The following is a 1,210-nucleotide window of genomic DNA, read 5'->3' on the forward strand; positions in this document are numbered from 1 at the left end:
CCTGCTCCGGATGCCACGGCTCGCGCCCCCCGCGGGACCGGCCGACCGCCGCGGCGATGGCGATCCACGGGTCGAGCGGCGCGACGGGCGCATCGGAGCCGAGCGCGAGGTCGACTCCGGCGGCGGCGAGGTCGCGGAGCATGAACGCGCGATCGGTGCGGCCCGCCCAGTAGAGGTCTGCGACGTCGCGGTCGTCCATGGCGTGCTCGGGCTGGACGCTCGCGACGACCCCGAGCGCGGCGAACCGGGCGAGGTCGTCGCGGCGCAGCAACTGCGCGTGCTCGATCGACGCGCGACCGCGCCATCCGCCCGGACGCACCGCCTCGAGCGCGTCGAGCGCGCGTTCGTTCGCCCGGTCGCCGATCGCGTGGACGGCGGGAGCGAGGCCGATCCGATCGGCGTGCCGGAGGTGCGGGACGAGCTCGTCGTAGGGCACGTTCACGAGGCCGTGCGGGTGCTCGTCGTCCGCCAGGCCCGGGTAGGGGTCGACGCACCACGCGGTCCTGGTGTTGAGGGAGCCGTCGGTGATCACCTTGTACGGTCCGACGCGGACGAGCCCGCCCGTGCCCTCGACCTCGTCGCCCGTGCGGAGGCCCGCTGACTCGGCGCGGTCGAGGTCGCGCGTGTAGACGCCGAACCGGACGCGAAGCGCGTCGGCCCCGCCCGCCGCCCGCCGCGCCCAGTCGTCGCGGTTCCAGCGCATCTCGAGGTCGACGACGCCGACCACGCCTCGGGCCGCGGCCGCGCGCGAGGCCTCGTCGACCCAGGCGTCGAGCACGTCGTCGGCGAGGTCGTCGAGCTCGCGGACGAGGCGGAAGCAGTCGTCCTCGCGCAGCACGCCGCTCTCCCCCGCCGCCTCCGCGAGACCGTGGCGCCTCGCCGCGGCGCGGTTGACCCAGCAGGAGTGCAGGTCCGCGGACACGAGCACGACCGGCACGTCGCCCGAGACCGCGTCGAGCAGGTCGATGGCGGGCACGTCGGGCCAGAGGCCGTCACGGTAGCCGAAGCCGACGACCTCGTCGGCTCCGCCGGTGACGGATGCCGCGACGAGCGCCGCGGCCTCGGCGGCCGATCCGACCCCGCCGAGGTCGAGCCGGCGCGACACCATCGCCCACTGGGAGAGGTGGACGTGGCGGTCCCAGAGGCCCGGGACGACCCAGCGGCCGGCGAGTTCGAGACGTCGGGCGGCCGGTGCGGGCTCGACGCTGCC

Annotated in this window: 1 protein-coding gene; it reads right to left on the bottom strand. The window is 76.2% G+C overall.

Annotation, left to right across the window (positions count from 1 at the left end):
- On the bottom strand, positions 1-1,210 hold a 1,210-nt coding region (locus ESO86_RS17265), incomplete at both ends, for an amidohydrolase family protein (protein WP_129235994.1).

It is taken from the genome of Agromyces binzhouensis (genome assembly GCF_004135055.1).
In the GTDB taxonomy this organism is placed as follows: Bacteria; Actinomycetota; Actinomycetes; order Actinomycetales; family Microbacteriaceae; genus Agromyces; species Agromyces binzhouensis.